The organism is Algoriphagus sp. AK58, from assembly GCF_014324365.1.
GTDB lineage: Bacteria > Bacteroidota > Bacteroidia > Cytophagales > Cyclobacteriaceae > Algoriphagus.
Genome location: NZ_QEIG01000008.1, coordinates 840,048 through 855,077 on the forward strand (window position 1 = coordinate 840,048; position 15,030 = coordinate 855,077).

The 15,030-nt window shown below is 44.5% G+C and carries 19 protein-coding genes; 7 read left to right on the plus strand and 12 right to left on the minus strand.

Going from position 1 to position 15,030, the window contains the following annotated elements; all coding sequences use genetic code 11:
• Positions 1 to 13: 13 nt before the first annotated feature.
• Positions 14 to 1,168 carry a DUF4221 family protein gene (locus DDT91_RS10465; protein ID WP_187176100.1) on the minus strand — a complete coding sequence of 385 codons (1,155 nt, stop codon included), beginning with the start codon at positions 1,166 to 1,168 and terminating at the stop codon, positions 14 to 16.
• 65 nt (positions 1,169 to 1,233) lie between these two features.
• Here DDT91_RS10465 and DDT91_RS10470 point away from each other — a divergent pair, with 65 nt between their 5' ends.
• The 5 genes from DDT91_RS10470 (at position 1,234) to dnaN (ending at position 6,427) form a co-directional block, all read left to right on the plus strand.
• The gene (locus tag DDT91_RS10470) at positions 1,234 to 1,623 is read left to right on the plus strand and encodes a VOC family protein (protein ID WP_187176101.1); all 390 of its coding nucleotides are present in this window, start codon (positions 1,234 to 1,236) and stop codon (positions 1,621 to 1,623) included.
• Between the two features lie 250 nt (positions 1,624 to 1,873).
• Entirely contained in the window at positions 1,874 to 2,785 is a 912-nt protein-coding gene (gldA, locus tag DDT91_RS10475) for a gliding motility-associated ABC transporter ATP-binding subunit GldA (protein ID WP_187176102.1), read from the plus strand.
• Positions 2,782 to 3,501 (plus strand): gliding motility-associated ABC transporter permease subunit GldF, encoded by a 720-nt coding sequence (gldF, locus tag DDT91_RS10480; RefSeq protein ID WP_187176103.1) that lies wholly within the window; start codon positions 2,782 to 2,784, stop codon positions 3,499 to 3,501. The genes gldA and gldF overlap by 4 nt, the downstream gene beginning before the upstream one ends.
• Positions 3,498 to 5,183, plus strand: a complete 1,686-nt coding sequence (gene gldG / locus DDT91_RS10485) for a gliding motility-associated ABC transporter substrate-binding protein GldG (RefSeq protein WP_187176104.1) — start codon at positions 3,498 to 3,500, stop codon at positions 5,181 to 5,183. Before gldF ends, gldG begins: the two co-directional genes overlap by 4 nt.
• Positions 5,184 to 5,302: 119 nt before the next feature.
• Positions 5,303 to 6,427 (plus strand): DNA polymerase III subunit beta, encoded by a 1,125-nt coding sequence (gene dnaN / locus DDT91_RS10490; protein ID WP_111394678.1) that lies wholly within the window; start codon positions 5,303 to 5,305, stop codon positions 6,425 to 6,427.
• Between the two features lie 384 nt (positions 6,428 to 6,811).
• Here dnaN and DDT91_RS10495 read toward each other — a convergent pair whose 3' ends face one another.
• Positions 6,812 to 7,054 (minus strand): VF530 family DNA-binding protein, encoded by a 243-nt coding sequence (locus DDT91_RS10495; RefSeq protein WP_187176105.1) that lies wholly within the window; start codon positions 7,052 to 7,054, stop codon positions 6,812 to 6,814.
• A gap of 329 nt (positions 7,055 to 7,383) precedes the next feature.
• Positions 7,384 to 8,082 (minus strand): SDR family oxidoreductase, encoded by a 699-nt coding sequence (locus tag DDT91_RS10500; RefSeq protein ID WP_187176106.1) that lies wholly within the window; start codon positions 8,080 to 8,082, stop codon positions 7,384 to 7,386.
• 149 nt (positions 8,083 to 8,231) lie between these two features.
• Here DDT91_RS10500 and DDT91_RS10505 point away from each other — a divergent pair, with 149 nt between their 5' ends.
• Positions 8,232 to 9,524, plus strand: a complete 1,293-nt coding sequence (locus DDT91_RS10505; protein ID WP_187176107.1) for an amidohydrolase — start codon at positions 8,232 to 8,234, stop codon at positions 9,522 to 9,524.
• A 552-nt stretch (positions 9,525 to 10,076) separates the two neighbouring features.
• Here the strand turns inward: DDT91_RS10505 and DDT91_RS10510 are convergent.
• The 9 genes from DDT91_RS10510 to DDT91_RS10550 all read right to left on the minus strand — a co-directional run bounded on the left by DDT91_RS10510 (position 10,077) and on the right by DDT91_RS10550 (position 14,499).
• A complete protein-coding gene (locus DDT91_RS10510; RefSeq protein ID WP_187176108.1) occupies positions 10,077 to 10,367 on the minus strand; it encodes a hypothetical protein in 291 nt (96 codons plus the stop codon).
• Between the two features lie 12 nt (positions 10,368 to 10,379).
• Positions 10,380 to 10,769 carry a hypothetical protein gene (locus DDT91_RS10515; protein WP_187176109.1) on the minus strand — a complete coding sequence of 130 codons (390 nt, stop codon included), beginning with the start codon at positions 10,767 to 10,769 and terminating at the stop codon, positions 10,380 to 10,382.
• Entirely contained in the window at positions 10,738 to 11,373 is a 636-nt protein-coding gene (locus DDT91_RS10520) for a hypothetical protein (protein ID WP_187176110.1), read from the minus strand. Before DDT91_RS10520 ends, DDT91_RS10515 begins: the two co-directional genes overlap by 32 nt.
• 30 nt (positions 11,374 to 11,403) lie before the next feature.
• A complete protein-coding gene (locus DDT91_RS10525) occupies positions 11,404 to 12,045 on the minus strand; it encodes a hypothetical protein (RefSeq protein ID WP_187176111.1) in 642 nt (213 codons plus the stop codon).
• A 43-nt stretch (positions 12,046 to 12,088) separates the two neighbouring features.
• Positions 12,089 to 12,700, minus strand: a complete 612-nt coding sequence (locus DDT91_RS10530; protein ID WP_187176112.1) for a hypothetical protein — start codon at positions 12,698 to 12,700, stop codon at positions 12,089 to 12,091.
• Between the two features lie 9 nt (positions 12,701 to 12,709).
• Entirely contained in the window at positions 12,710 to 13,213 is a 504-nt protein-coding gene (locus DDT91_RS10535) for a hypothetical protein (protein WP_187176113.1), read from the minus strand.
• Positions 13,204 to 13,710, minus strand: a complete 507-nt coding sequence (locus DDT91_RS10540; protein ID WP_187176114.1) for a hypothetical protein — start codon at positions 13,708 to 13,710, stop codon at positions 13,204 to 13,206. Before DDT91_RS10540 ends, DDT91_RS10535 begins: the two co-directional genes overlap by 10 nt.
• Before the next feature lie 6 nt (positions 13,711 to 13,716).
• On the minus strand, positions 13,717 to 14,145 hold the full coding sequence (locus tag DDT91_RS10545; RefSeq protein ID WP_187176115.1) for a hypothetical protein: 429 nt from the start codon (positions 14,143 to 14,145) through the stop codon (positions 13,717 to 13,719).
• Positions 14,146 to 14,295: 150 nt separating this feature from the next.
• Positions 14,296 to 14,499 (minus strand): hypothetical protein, encoded by a 204-nt coding sequence (locus DDT91_RS10550; RefSeq protein ID WP_187176116.1) that lies wholly within the window; start codon positions 14,497 to 14,499, stop codon positions 14,296 to 14,298.
• Positions 14,500 to 14,802: 303 nt separating this feature from the next.
• On the opposite strand from DDT91_RS10550, the gene DDT91_RS10555 reads away from it, so the two are divergent.
• Positions 14,803 to 15,006, plus strand: a complete 204-nt coding sequence (locus DDT91_RS10555) for a hypothetical protein (RefSeq protein WP_187176117.1) — start codon at positions 14,803 to 14,805, stop codon at positions 15,004 to 15,006.
• The last annotated feature ends 24 nt before the right edge of the window (positions 15,007 to 15,030 follow it).

The window sequence follows — 15,030 nt, forward strand, 5'->3', positions numbered from 1 at the left end:
AGCCTCTTTGTTTTTATTTTTCCTCCAACCTGATCAATTCAAATTGAAATTGGTCCTCCACATTATTGGGATTTTCGGGATGATTGATGGAGAGGTAAAGGCCTTTCTCTCCCACAAAATAATTGCTGGGATAATAGATTCCTGCTTCAAATTTCCGCTCGGTGAGCACCATACCTTTCTCATCTAAAACCATCACCACGAAAGCGCCCGGAGTAGCACGAAGTGCTCTCAGCTGATCATCATTTTCGATGGTGACCGTCGGAAAAGCAAAGCGGTAGTACACCTTTCGAAAAGGATCAAAAATCAGTGATTCATATCGGGACTTCGCTGAAGAATATTCGGCAAATCCACGGCTGTCTGTATCCTTGGCAAAACTAGGCATCACTTCATCCAAAAATTGGCTCTTGGCTTCGGTGGAGGTAGCTTCGGCGGAATTGGCAGAATAATAATAGATGCGATGGTCTCCTAAAAATGACACCATCATTTGATCCTCATCCTGGTGAAAACTGTATTCGAGTTGCTTCTGTCCAGTGGAAAGGTAGTCTTTGGGGAATCTCTGTGGCAAAAGGCGAACCGATCCTGTTTCCAAGTTAATCGCAGCTGCCAGTGAAATCGTATCCAATTGGGTTTGTGTAAAATCCGAAACTCTTCCATCCGCTCTTAGCTTTGCCACCAATTCATTACCCATCACTTTGGGAGGAGAGACATAGTAACTATTGTGAACAAAAAGGGTGGCGTACCCATCGGGCAAGTCAAATCGGATTCGATTTTTCACTTTTCCGGAAGTGTCTGTAAGGATAAACTGATTGCCAAAGGGAGGAAAAACGAAAATGCTATCCAAGCTTTGTACATGAAAATAGGCTAGTTCAATTCCTTGGTCTCCCTCCCTTTCAAAAATCAATTCCTTCACCAAGGATTGACTGCCAAGATCATAGATTTGGATGGCATTGGTATTCCAGTTGGCACTAAAGAGGTAAGGTTTGTCCTCAAGAAAATACTGCAAACCTACACTGATATTGGGAGTTTGATCATTCAGAGGAAGTGAAAGAATTTCGTTGCCGGGAGCCAATTCATAGGTTTTGGCCTTTTGAGTATCTGGGGTTTGACAGGAAAAGATCCATCCGAAGAAAAGGCTGAGAAAAGCGATTTTTAAAGTATTCTTGTGCATGAGAAAAAAGGTTTAGCGTCTAAACTAAACCTTATCTGGATATTCTGAAAGAATTATTTTACAAAATGACCCAACAACTCGGACAACTCTCCTTGCTCGTCAGAGACTATGACGAAGCCATTCGCTACTATACCGAAGTCTTGGATTTTGAACTCTTGGAAGATACTCGAATGAGTGAAACCAAGCGGTGGGTAAGAGTTTCACCGCCCGGTTCGACCTGTCACCTGCTTCTTGCCAAAGCAGCCAACGAAACGCAGGAAAAGCAAATCGGCTTTCAGGCAGGTGGCCGGGTGTTTCTTTTTCTCTACACGGATGACTTTTGGAGAGATTATCGGAAATATACCTCCCGTGGGGTGGAGTTTATCCGCGAACCTGCCGAGGAGACTTATGGTATCGTGTCGGTCTTCAAGGATTTGTATGGAAATCTTTGGGATCTAATTCAGCCGAAGCAATGAGCATTTTTCAATGCCCAACTATACTGGAAGCAGATCAATAGGAAAGGTTAAGCTTAATTTAAGGTCTCGGTACGGAATTACTTCGGTCTTCGGCCTACCGTCTTCTGTCTTATTGAATAAAAGCAGACAAGTCTAATTCTGGCCCTGCACTTCTTGCCATTCCATCCTCATTCCCTATTTTTGCCATGACCTGACCAAAGGGGACTTTGCCCCTGCCATGCGGGTGATTTTCCTTTTGGTCCTTCCTTTTATGTCACTCCAAGTCTCTCGTCTTACCAAGATTTACGGTTCTCAAAAAGCACTCGATGAGGTGAGCTTTTCAGCTTCGCCTGGGAGAATTTTGGGCTTTCTGGGACCCAACGGTGCCGGTAAATCCACCACGATGAAAATCATCACGGGGTACCTTTCCGCAGATTCAGGCGAAGTGAGTATCCTCGGTGAAGACGCTTTGGCCCAACCGAAAAAAGTTAGCCCAAAAATCGGCTACCTCCCGGAACACAACCCCCTCTACCTGGATTTGTATGTTCGTGAATTTCTGGAATTTTCCGGAGGTCTGTACGGACTCAAGTCTGGTGAAATCCGTAGACGAACCGACGAACTGATCCGCAAAACCGGACTCTTGCCCGAGCAACATAAAAAAATCGGACAGCTTTCCAAGGGGTACCGTCAGCGGGTGGGTCTAGCCAGGGCCCTGATTCATGATCCTCAAGTGGTGATCTTGGACGAGCCCACGACCGGTCTTGACCCCAATCAGCTGGTGGACATCCGCAATCTGATTTTGGAGGTAGCGGAAAACAAAACCCTGATCTTTTCCACTCACATCATGCAGGAAGTGGAAGCGATCTGCCAAGATGTGGTGATCATCAATCGGGGAAAAATCCTTGCCGCGAGCCCCCTTTCCGAACTCAAAGCAGCATCCTCGCAGACTGAACTAGTCCTAGAAACTGAAGAAGCGATGGAATTGGTGTGGTTTGAAGGCATCGGAGCAGTTCGTTTTGGACAAAAAGGCAATCGGGAGATCATCCTTCAAACCGAAGATCCTTCCGAAGCCCGAAAAGCTTTAATGCAAGTCGTGGCCCAACACCAATTGAATCTAATCAGCCTTAACCAAGGCAAGAAAAATCTGGAAACCCTCTTCCGCGAAATCACCAACGCCCAATGAAAAGCCTTTTTCTAAAAGAGATCAATGCCTTTTTCGGGAGCCTCACCGGCTACCTGGTTTTGGCTTTATTTCTCGTGGCTTTGGGCTTGATCGTATGGGTTTTTCCGGAGAGTTCTGTACTAGACTACGGCTATGCTGACCTTGAGTCCCTGTTTGCCTACACCCCATACGTATTCACTTTCCTGATTCCTGCGATTGCCATGCGGGCGATTGCGGAGGAACGCAAAAACGGAACTTGGGAATTGCTTCGCACTTCTCCGCTTTCTTTGGTACAAATCATTATCGCCAAATACTTGGCACTCCTTGCCTTGGTGGTGTTAGCCGTTTTACCAACGCTCTTGTACGGGTACACTATTTCTACGCTCGGTAATCCTCCGGGCAATCTAGATTGGGCAGGCTTTTTCGGAAGCTGGGCAGGCTTGCTGATGATCGGAGCCACTTTTGCCGCAGTGGGATTGTTTGCAAGTTCGCTGACCTCACAGCAAGTGGTAGCATTTGTCTTGGGTGTGTTTCTTTGCTTTGTGCTGTACTTTGGATTCACGGCCTTGGCAGAAATGCTCAGTGGTGATGCAGCCTATTGGGTAGAGGAACTGAGCTTGAGTTATCATTACAACAGTCTCAGCCGGGGCGTCATTGACAGCCGGGATGTGTTTTTCTTATTGGGCATGATTTGGGTGTTTTTGGGTGGTTCTGTTTTGATCTTGAGAAACAAATGAAAAAGTCCTTAGCCTCAAACTTGACCCCTTACCTGATCCTGATTGCAGGAGTACTTGTACTTTTCGGGTTGGGACAATTTCTCCGTTTTCGGGTGGATTTGACGGAGGAAAAGCGCTTTTCCCTTCATCCATCTACCAAAGCCCTCTTGGAAAATCTGGATCGCCCGATCTACGTCGACATTCTTTTGACCGGAGAAAACCTTCCCGGTGGGATGCGTCGATTACAGAAGTCCATCGAAGAGACTGTCCGTACCTTCAATGCTTATTCATCAGAAAAAATCACCGTTTCTTACTTTGATCCTTTAAGTGTGGCCGACTCACTTCAGGAAGAGTTTATCCTCAGTCTGGCGGATTACGGCATCAATCCCACCAATCTCTTTGTCAATCAAACTACCGGTCAGCAAGCTCAGTTGATTTTCCCCGGTATTTTGGTAAGTGATGAGGAATTTGAGACAGGGGCCTTGGTGCTCAAAGGAGAAACAGGCATGTCGGCAGATCAGAAACTGAACGCCTCCATTGAAAATCTGGAATTTGAGCTGAGCCAAGCCATCCAAAAGCTCATCAATCCGGAAAAAGGTGCTGTGGCCATGATTATCGGCCACGGGGAACTTTCAGAGGACGATGGTTTTGGAATGGTGGAAGCCTTGGACGGGCAGTTTGAGCTTTTCAAAGTGCCCTTGGAACAAGCCAAAAAACCCGAAGACCTGAATTCCTTTTCAAGCATTTTTATCCTTGGCCCAAAGACGACTTACACTGAGCGAGAGCTTTTTCTCCTCGATCAATACGTTATGAACGGGGGTAATCTCGTGGTGGCTGCAGAGGGAATTGACGTAGATATGACCCAAGCCGGAGGCGAAGGCACCTTGGCAATTCCGCTCGAAAATGAACTTGACCGGTTGCTATTCCGCTACGGTATCCGCGTGAACAAAGACGTGATTCAAGACCTGAATTTCTCCATGATCCCGGTCATGGGTGGTAATTTCGGAAATGAAGAGCAGCTCGTTCCCCTACCTTGGCTATTCCATTTCAACGCCGGTCGGGTACAAACTCATCCGATCACCAAGGCCTTGGATCAGGTAAATTTCCGCTTTGCCAGTAGTCTGGATACTGTAAAGGCAGACGGAGTGACCAAAACCCCATTGATCTTCGGTTCGGACAATTCCCGAATACTTCCAGCCCCTGCGCGGGTGGCTTTTGCAGATATGCAACAGGCTCCGAAGGAGGAAGAATTTGCGCTTCAGCGACTGCCTTTAGCCTATTTGCTGGAAGGGGAGTTTACTTCGTTGTTCAAAAACAGGTTTGTTCCGGAAGAATTTGCCCAAGTGCCTTTCAAAGAATCCGGAAAAGGAAAAGTGGTCGTATTCGGTGATGGTTCGGTTTTCCAAAGTCAGCTTAGCCTACAGGGAAAACAGCCTTTGGCACTCGGAGAAGATCCTTTTGCACAGACTACGTATGCCAATAAGCAACTCCTTCAAAATCTGGTCAAATACCTGAGCGATCCGGAAGGAATCATTTCCACCAGATCAAAAACGCTTCAGATTCGACCTTTGGACAAGGTAAAAGTGGCTGAGCAAAAGTCCTTTTGGCAGCTCATCAATGTGGGCTTGCCTGTTGGAATTATCCTGATTTTGGGTGGTTTGATCCTTTTGATTAGGAAGAACCGGTTTGCGAAAAAAGCTTAAAAAGGCAATCGATTGAGGTTTAGAAGATTTTTACTTCAAAAAAATCTCTAACCCATCGAATTAGCATTTTATTTATAAATTTACCCCTCCAGAAATAAAAAATCACTAAGCCCGAACATATGAAATTTATTGTTTCCTCTTCTGCATTGCTTAAGCAGCTATCGGCCATCAACGGTGTCGTGACTACCAACCCGGTAGTGCCCATTCTTGAAAACTTCTTGTTCGAAATCAAGGATTCCGTCTTGACCATCACTGCTTCCGATTTGCAGACTTCCATGATGACGCAGATCCAAGTGGAAGCAAAAGAGGACGGAAATATTGCGGTTCCTGCCCGTATCCTGATCGAAACTTTGAAAAACCTACCTGAGCAGCCGGTAACGTTCAGCATCGATCATGATACCTACGCGGTAGAAATCAGCTCTGACAACGGTCGATACAGACTGGCTGGAGAAAACGCGACGGATTTCCCAAAAATCCCAACCGTAAACAATGCTACTACCGTGGATATGTCCACCGAGGTGCTTTCTTCTGCGATTTCCAACACCATTTTCGCGACTTCTTCCGACGAGCTTCGTCCTGCGATGACCGGTGTGTACATCAACTTGAGCCCGACCAACACCACCTTCGTGGCAACTGACGGTCACCGATTGATCCGCTACAGAAGAGTAGACGTGGCCTCTGCCAACGGCGCAAGCTTGATCATCCCAAGAAAAGCGCTCAACCTCTTGAAGTCTACCTTACCTTCTGAAAATGTACCGGTAACGGTAGAGTTTAATCAGTCCAACGCTTACTTCAAGTTTAACAACATCAAGATGATCTGCCGTCTGATCGACGAGCGATTCCCTGATTATGAAAACGTGATTCCGGTAGACAATCCAAACCGTATGAACATCGATCGCTTGGAATTGCTTGGATCTTTGAGACGTATCGCGATCTACGCCAACAAGACTACTCATCAGGTGCGATTGAAGTTGACAGGAAGTGAATTGATGATCTCTGCGGAAGACTTGGACTTCTCCAATGAAGCAAATGAGAGACTATCCTGCGATCACGACGGAGAGGATATCGAAATCGGGTTCAATGCGAAATTCCTGGTGGAAATGCTCAACAACCTTTCCTGCAAGGAGGTCAGCTTGAAATTCTCCGCACCAAACCGTGCCGGTCTGATCCTTCCTGCTGAGCAGGATGCCAATGAAGACATCCTGATGCTCGTGATGCCAGTGATGCTCAACAACTACGTATAATCTTAACCACAACCATAAATCAAAAGTCCTGGTCGATGATCAGGGCTTTTTTTTGTAACCTTTGAGGTTTTTCAAACCTCGAAGGTTTTTAATTTTTCACCGCGGAGACGCAGAGGACGCAAAGGTTATTTAGATAAGTTTCGAAAGTTATTTACGAGTACCCTTGAGTTGGAATTATGCCGATAAAACTTGGCTTTGAAGTTCCGAATAGGGCAATTCCCCCTTCATAAGGGGGCTAGGGGGATTTAATTATCTTGACTCGCTGCTCCGCTGCTCAAGATTTGTAATCATGAGCTGATATCTCTAGGATTTGAAGTCCGGGTGGCCTAATTCAGCAAACCAATTTTAATCCGGTTTAAAACCTTCGATCCCGAATTTTCGGGATCAAAGGTTATCCGATGGCTTTTTTCTATCCCTCAGCATCTTCAGATACAAGCCCTCCACTCGCTCGCGCGCCCAGGGAGTTTTGCGGAGAAACTTTAGGCTGGAACTAATCGAAGGATCATGGGTAAAGCAACGGATGGTGATGCGCTCCCCGAGTTCCTTCCAACCATAAAACGAGACCAACTCGGCGAGCATATCAGCCAAAGTGACCCCGTGAAGCGGATTGTTGGGTTGAGATTCCAAGTGTTTCCTGATTAATAAGAGAACGCTAAAGTAGTGATTCAGGGGAATTAAACTTTGATTCTCCTTTTAGCAAAAAGAAGGAAAAGTTATACTTAGGTATCCGTTTTCGAGTTGGTGGGCAGTTATCGTACAATTTGACTGAAGAAAGAAACAGACTAGGTAAAGACGGCATTGTTGTTCTTTTACCGTTGAAGCGGTCGTCATTGCGAGGGGCATATTTCCAGTTCTAAATTTCAATTCCGGCTTTGCTGCCCCAAAGCAATCTCCTTTGAAATTGGGAGACTGCTTCGTCGTACCTCCTCTCAGTGACGTTTCCTGCCAGCTACCTCCTACTTCTTCCCCTTTGGCCGTAGCGGTCTGCACTCCACATCCGCCACGAAATAATTTGGATGAGTTTCCAGCGTCTGCACAATCGTCTGGGCGACATCGATCGGACGCATCATGTGTTCATGGGCTTGCATTCCCGGGATGGCATCAAAGAAATTGGTCTGGATCGAGCCCGGATAAATCGTGGAGACCTTAATTCCAAAATCCCTCAATTCCATGTACATCGAGTGAGAAATGCCTCGCACGGCATGTTTGGTACCCACATAGCCCGCAAAATTGGCGACTCCATTCAATCCTGCAATCGAGGCAACATTGAGAATGTGCCCTTCATCAGCTGCTTTCATGGCGGGGACGAGTCGTTTACTCACGTAAAAAATCCCGTGAACATTGGTGTCAAACATGGATTTCCAGTCTTCCGAGCTCATGGTTTCAAAAGGTCCGGCTACACCAAAACCTGCATTGTTGACTAAGATTCGGATATCCGAACCCAGCTTGGCCAAGGTGGCTTGGTAGGCATTTTCCACTTGTTCTTCCACCGCTACATCACAGGTGAAAAAATGAAAATTGGGATGATCGAAAACAGGCTTGTTTCTTCCCCAACCTGCCACGATGGTTCCTTTTTCTACCAATAATTTAACGACTTCCAGTCCCACACCTTTGCTGACTCCGGTGACGACTGCGATTTTATTGTTCAATTCCATAAGTTCAGTTTTGTGGATAAATCCATTTCCTGCCGAAAAGTTCTGGGAAAGCATTTTTTATCCCAAATCACAAGGTTTTTAAATTCAATGGTTCTAATTTTCCTTCTCACCCAAAAAACCGCCAATCTGATCATTCACCAAATTACCTTATGAGAAAATTAATTTTACCCTTGGTTCTGCTCAGCGGAACTGTCTTTGGCCAAAGTAAACTACGGCCTGAAATCGACAAGAAAGCCACGGCCATCGAAACCAAAGTCATCGAGTGGAGGCGAGACATTCACCAGAATCCTGAGCTGGGAAATCAGGAAAAGCGAACCGCCAAGTTGATTGCGGATCACTTGCGCTCCTTGGGCATCGAGGTGACTGAAAACGTTGCTGTAACCGGTGTAGTAGGAGTCCTTCGTGGAGCCAAGCCCGGCCCGATGGTCGCCCTTCGTGCAGATATGGATGCCCTTCCGGTGACCGAGCGTGTAGACCTCCCTTTCAAATCTACCGTGACCACCACCTACAATGGTCAGCAAACCGGGGTGATGCATGCCTGCGGACATGACTCTCACGTGGCCATCCTGATGGGTGTGGCAGAAGTACTCGCCGGAATGAAAAACCAACTCGAGGGTTCCGTCAAATTCATCTTCCAACCTGCTGAAGAAGGCATCTACGAACCCGGAGTCAATACATGGGGAGCCAAACAGATGGTGGAAGAAGGGGTGATGAAAGACGTGGACGCTATTTTTGGCTTGCATATCTCCGCCCAAACCGAAGTAGGTACTATCGGCTACCGATCCGGACCTGCCCAAGCAGCCGTGGACAATCTCGAAATCATCGTACATGGTACCCAAGCACATGGCGCGTCCCCTTGGTCAGGCGTAGACCCTATCGTGACGGCTTCCCAAATCGTGACAGGCTTGCAGACCATTCTTTCCCGAAGTGTCAACATCACCCAAAACCCTGCAGTAGTTACTGTCGGAGCGATTCATGGAGGTATCCGTCACAACATCATTCCTGAAAAAGTGGAGATGATCGGGACCATCCGAACTTTCGGAGATGAGCAGCAGGAATTGGTCCACCGACGAATCATGGAAATTGCAACCAATATTGCCGAAAGTGCGGGCGCCAAAGCAGAAGTCAACATCACCAAGCTTTACCCATCTACCGTCAATGACCCTAATCTGACTTCGAAAATGGTAGCCACCTTGGAGGCTGCCGCAGGAAAAGAAAACGTAAAAGTAAATCCTCCGGTGACCGGTGCAGAAGACTTCAGCTTCTATCAGCGGGAAAAACCGGGCTTGTTCATTGGACTTGGCGGCATGAAAAAGGGTGGCGATCCTACCAAGACCCCTTCTCACCATACTCCTGATTTCTATCTGGATGAAAGCGGGTTCGTGCTGGGCGTGCGAGTGATGAGCTACTTTGTGGTGGATTATATGGGAATGAAGAAGTAGACGTCAACAGTCGACAGACCACAGTACACAGAGAAATCAAATTTAAAAACCCCTTCCAGAGTTGATTTGGAAGGGGTTTTGTGATTTTAACGCAACAAAAGAAGAACTTTTACCACATAGGCACATAGAGCCGCATAGTCTTATAAAATGGAAAGCTCTTCGCTATGTTTTCTATGTGGCTGTGTGGTTTTACTTATTCTATCAGCAAGAGGAAAGTATGAAAAAGTCCCGGATTGTTCTGGAAAGGATTTTCAAGTTTTATTCAAGCAATCTTATCCTTTTTTTACCACATAGACACATAGTCTTATAAAATGGAAAGTTCTTCGCTATGTTTTCTATGTGGCTATGTGGTTTTACTTATTCTATCAGCAAGAGGAAAGGATAAATAAGTCCTGGATTGCTCCGGAAAGGATTTTCAAGTTTTATTCAAGCAATCTTATCCTTTTTTTTACCACATAGACACATAGTCTACAAAAAGGAAAGCTCTTCGCCATGTTTTATAAATGGCTAGGTGGTTTTCATTTTTCACACTCAAAGATTCAAGCCACAATCCTACTCATTCGCAATATGGATCACTTGGCCCTGCTTATCAAAAGAGATGTAGATTCCGTCTGAGGAGGCAAAGGGAGCGCGGTACTGATAAGTGGTATCAGCATCCACCCTTCCAGGAAAAAGAATACTTTTTTTGTCCGGCTGTCCCATGAGTTGGATCACTTCTTCTGAAGTCATGCTAAGGCGGACTTGCTTTGCATTATCATGGTTTCGTTTGGGTTGAAACTGATCATACTGAAACCAGCCCACTCCAAGAATCACCAGGATCAAAACGATATATCGGATTTTCATTTTGCTAAAAGATTAATAGTAAAATCTTGCACAAAAACTCAGCTCACTTCCTTTTCCGCCTTCCGCCTTTAGCACCATAGGATCAGCATACCAATCTCCCTTGTAAATCAATGTGTCATACTTCCCGGGCAAAAGCTCCACCTGAAAAAATGACCCAACCCCCACCTTCAGGGTATCTTTTACTTCTCCGGAAAGTTGGAGCTCGGCGTGATGGATGCTGTTCCGATTGGAGGAATCGATCATCAAGGTATCGATGATGGGGCGATCAGCACCCAAGGTGATGGAGATACATTTTTCTTCGGCCCTCATTCCACAAGAGGTAAAAACTGAAAGAAGAAGCATCAAGCTCAAACCTTGAGCAGCCACTTTTTCAAAGGATAAATTCAGGAACAATAAACTCATTTTCAAAATCTTTATAAACCTGCTGGTGCACCTGCACCCAGATTTTATCTTTTTTCTCAATTACCAGATAACCTTCATTTACTGAGAACTTGGAGTAATTGATTAACGCAAAATTTCCATTCCCGAAAAAAAACGGCTTGGAAAATCGGTAGATCACTTTGCTATTGATCATTCTAAAGGCATCCCTTCTGATCGAATCACCAAGCATCTTGTTATCCACGACTTTTTGCAAACTATCCAAGTAATCCTGAGAGACTAGCTCTACCCCTTCCGGAAAATGCTCCTCAGTAAATCGAAATGACTTGGACTCATTCAGACAAGTAGAAATACAATCCCAAATCGTCATCTTGGCCTCCCGACCGTCGAAGATCATCCGGTTTTTTCCCAAGAGACTTCTTTGGAAGAATTCAGTCGAGCAGATGTCCATCCCAAACATCGTCCGATTGGAGGCCGAGTCCGACTCGGCAATGACCCAAATGGAACTTCCCTCGGGCAAAACCGAAGGAAGTACTGAATGGAACAGAGATTTCATCTCCTGATTTTTTTCGGAAGTACAAGCCAATCCCAAGAAAAGTACCAGTAAAATCCCTGTAACTCTCTTCATCTTTCTCCTAATCCTATTCTAATATTTCTACTATATAAGCATCAAAGTACTGGTAAAGTAATGAACCCACTTATTATTCTGCTTTTTATATATTAAAAGCCCGGTTCCTCCACTAAAAACATATAGAAATGCATATTGGTAATCTTGCAAAAACACAGGTTTGGAAATCGTCTTATAGCTCATGTATTTCTTCAATTCCATATCAAGTTCGACTACTTCCGGCTTACCTAAAGCATTATAATAGGCATTTGACAAACTGTCGTACCTCCCCTTTTCAGAAGAGACTTTCACTCCTACCGGAAACATATCCTGTTGGAATCGGAAAGCTTGCCTTCCTTCCCTGCAAATCTTTTCTGCGTCTGCTTCTGTGAACACATCCTTGAACAAAACTTTATAACGGAAGTCACTTTGCAAACTCAGTATGCCTTCTACCGAACAAGAGTCTAGCCAAGGGATTTCCCAATTCTCCTCCGCTTCCGCAAACACGATGACTTCTTCGCCTCGGTTGAGTTCCCATTCAAATACGGCATTCATCAACTCCTTGATCTCGTTTTCTTCTCTTGAGGTACAGCTAAAGCAGACCAAGGAGAACACCAGAAGCTTGAGAACAATGCTTATTACCTTTACCACTTGGTGACCGCTGAGATCCGGATTTGACATCGTTGAATTCATTTTGACCTTTTTAGGCGGGTTATTCTCTTGGCAAAGGCTAAACTCAATAGTGGGTATAGATCTCTCTAAATACCTCTTCCCATTTTCCTGACTTCTTTTCCATCACAACATAGCCTGAGTTGTCGCTAAAAAAGGTGTAATACAGTAAAGCAAAATTTCCTCCACCAAAGAATAACGGCTTAGAAAATCTGAACCTAGTTTGAAAATGTAGTTTATTCATGGCCTCTGATTTCAGAGAATCTACGACCACTTTGGAATCCACAAGTGCCTGCAAACTATCCAAGTGACTTTGGGAAATCAACTCCACGCCTTCCGGAAAATGCTCCTCAGTAAATCGAAATGCCTTGGACTCATTCAGACAAGTAGAAATACAATCCCAAATCGTCATCTTGGCCTCCCGACCGTCGAAGATCATCCGGTTTTTTCCCACGAGACCTCTTTGGAGGAATTCCGCTGAGCAGATGTCCATCCCAAACATGGTCCGATTGGAGGCCGAGTCCGACTCGGCAATGACCCAAACCGTATTTCCACCCTCCAGTAGATAGGCTGGAATAAGGGCTTCAAATAGAGGCTTTAGCTGCTGATCGGTTTTTGGCGTGCAGGCGAAACCAATAACTGACATCAAAAGAAGTACACACCTGCCAGTCTTAACCATAGATTTTTTTTAAGTCCTAACCCCCTTTAAATAGGTCACGATGGGAACTTCGACCCTGACTTCTTTGGATGAAGGAAAATTCCAGCCTTGATCGTACATTATTTCAAAAACTTCTGAAAGGTTATCCTCTCTTTCTATTCCATCATCCCAGATATGAAGAATGGTGTAGAGTACGGTTTTGTCTGAATCAAATTGAATTCCCTTTTCTTCTATAAATTTTCTAAGACTTTCTTCAGGGTTAAAAACCTCGTATTTGTCCAGAATAGATTTTGGTGTTTCCTCAGAAAACTGGACCGTTATTGAATCTCCGTAAGTTATCTGAAAAGAGTAGGCAAAGTAGTTAACAGAGTCTGCCTCTCTTGGATGTCTTAAGATAACTCGAGCTACTTCCCTTCTAAGCAAGGAGAAATATTCATCCTCTTTTTTATTTACCTCTTGGCCAAATGTTTGGATACAAAGAGCAAAAAATAATAAGACAAGGATTCCATTTATAATTATTCTTTTCACTGACATTTTACACCCTTTTCAGAATTTCTATATTTTTGATTGGTTGCAATTATTTGGTTTTTTTGATGTGTAGATAATTTTTCCCATTTGGATGTTTTATGCAATCCACCCCAAGCCAAATGAGTTGCTTCTGTAGAACTTATGCTATAGTGTTCCATTAATGCTTGACTTAATAAGTTAAGATAAGAATTCGCCATATTTTCATGGTCTAAGGATTCAGTTGACATGTTTATATTCAAATAACCCATATAAGCATGTAACAATTCATGAAAAACCGTAACCATAACATACTCTTTTGAACTGTTACTTAGAACATTTCTGTTCAGATCAATAGTAAAAAGTAATCGATCTAACTGTGGCATCCACATCGTTGACCCATCTACAGTATCTGCCAACGTAGTAATATCATATATTTCGATATTAAATTTTTCGCTTTGTCCAAAAGCATTATATATCAAACTGGTTATCTGATTTTTAAATTGGGAATCAACAGCTTTATCCACTTGTCCTTATATACAAGGATTCTGAACTTTGTTTTCAATCTTGTAAACAATTCCGCCATCTCCTCCTCCACCATTCGTTCCATCATCCAAGCAGGCATCATTTTGATTGGTTACGCGCAATCCTCCTGTACCACATCCTTCTCCTCCACAGGTGGTATGGCTATACTCCTCATAGATTACTACCCCGCCTATGCTGTACACCCAGTACCAATCGATGCAGTTCTCGGTACTGAAGTTCTCCAATCCCCTTCGGGAATTAAGCAATCGGTCCAGAGATCGTTCTACTGTCTGCCCATTGGCCTGCACCGCATCTAAGGGTCTGGAACCAAAATCAGACCATAAATAGGTCAGTTGGGAAGACTTCACGCCGGAGAGGAATCCTTCGATCAGCACTCCTTCGTTATCGAGAAGAAAGTCCCCATCCTTGCCGGCCATTTCCAAAATTCCTCCACGGATGACTTTACCGCCTGCATTAAGCTCAAAGACCAGTCTACGCAGGTACCCTTGTGCATAGGTCGCCTTGACCTTCCGATGAGCCGGGACGATCAGGATTTTCCCATCAGAATAGCTCTTCGCTCCCTCCCATTAAGGAAACACTTCCAGATCCGACTGGATTCGACCATATAGATTCCCCTGCTTGGGCTTTTCCAGGTCGTAATACGACCGAGCCACCGGTAGGGGATCCACCAAAACTGCTTGCTGAGGAGACGCTATCTCCTCCAAAGTACATGACCAAAAGATCATCAGGGCTAAGGTTCCCAGCCCCAGGGAGTAAAAAGGTTTGTTCATACTAAAAAATTTAACTTCTTTAGTATAACCCCTCCCCGACCAAAAAGTCAATAGTTGACTAAAATTAATTTTCAAGGTATTGAAAATCAGCAACTTTGATTTTGGTTTTAAAAAATGCTGACTTTAAGGTCTTTACAGCCTATTTGGAAGGCCATTTTGAAAGGGCAAATGCAAAATTTGTTGGAAAAAGGAAAGACCTGTAAGGTTTTGGAAACCTGACAGGTGGGGTGTAAAATATTTGATTTAAAATTCAATATTTTACACCCCATTTTATTATATTCCATTGTCTAAATTTATTGACCTATGGAAGATGACAGTACAAGTTGGAAAGAAAGAGCTATTTCAAGAAGACTGGAGAACAAAGAATTAAATAAGCGACGCAAGGAACTCATTAAGAGCAGAGATGGATGGAAAGAAAAGTACATGGTTCAAAAGGAAAAAGCGGACAAACTCGAGCATGATCTGGAGTTAATCAAAAAAAAACTGATCGAGATTCTGTCGTATTAAAGGTTAATCTTTCACGTCCCAAAA